Annotated in this window: 2 pseudogenes; one reads left to right on the forward strand and one right to left on the reverse strand. The window is 76.8% G+C overall.

The window, feature by feature from the left end:
- Positions 1-433 (forward strand): annotated as a pseudogene (locus B9S61_RS03005) (serine hydrolase); the annotation flags it as partial.
- Here B9S61_RS03005 and B9S61_RS03010 read toward each other — a convergent pair.
- A pseudogene (locus B9S61_RS03010) lies at positions 392-865 on the reverse strand (serine/threonine protein kinase); the annotation flags it as partial. The pseudogenes B9S61_RS03005 and B9S61_RS03010 overlap by 42 nt on opposite strands.

Consider the following 865-nt stretch of genomic DNA (forward strand, 5'->3'; position numbering starts at 1 on the left):
CGGGGGCAGTCCCGTACCGGAGCGGGCCGGGGACTGGCCGGGCGCGGTGTTCACCCCGCGCGGCGGATTCTGCGCCGACCAGCCGAAGCTGACCGCTGCCGAGGTCGCGCGGGACGCCGGCGGCGGCTGGACGCTGCGTCTCACGGAGGACGGCGAGCCGTTCGACGCGCGGTTCGAGGGGCCGGGCTGGACCGTCACCGAGGAGCCCGTCCCGGCCGCCGTGAGCGGCGGCTGGACCGACGAGGGCACCCTCACCGTGGACGTGGTCTTCCTGCAGACGCCGCACCGGCTGAGGGTCGCGTGCTCCCTTACGGACCGGACCTTCACCGCCCGCTGGCTCACCCGTCCGCTGCACGCATGGCCGCTGAGCGGACTGCGCGCCCCGCGCGGCTCAGCGGGTGCCCGGCCGGAACGTCCGGAGGAAGGTGCGTAGCGCCTCCCGGCCGGCGGGTTCCTCCCAGTCGGCGGCCGGGGTCGTCCAGCGCAGCGAGAAGCCCCGGCCGCCGCCCAGCAGGAAGCCGCGGCCGAAGGTGCGTACCCGGGCGCCGTCGTCCTCGGCGTACCACTCCATGTCGGCGGCCTCGCGCCCCTGGTAGGTCCGCGCCTCGATGCCGCCGATCCGCCGGTAGCCGCCGGACCGCACCAGCAGCGGTTCCACGTCGTCCCGCCACACGGCCACCGCGTCCGACCCCACCCGCTCGCTGTAGGTCACGGCGAGCGTGCGCGGATCCCCCTCGGCGCCGAAGGTGACGCGATAGGCCAGGCCGGGGGTGCCCGAGGTGTCCAGCCGCTCCCAGTCCCCGGGCAGCGCGACGGAGAACCCCTCCGGGGCCCGGTAGGTCCGGAACCCCGGCGGGAGGGCCCC

This window comes from Streptomyces sp. SM1 (assembly GCF_002910825.1).
Lineage (GTDB): Bacteria > Actinomycetota > Actinomycetes > Streptomycetales > Streptomycetaceae > Streptomyces > Streptomyces okerensis.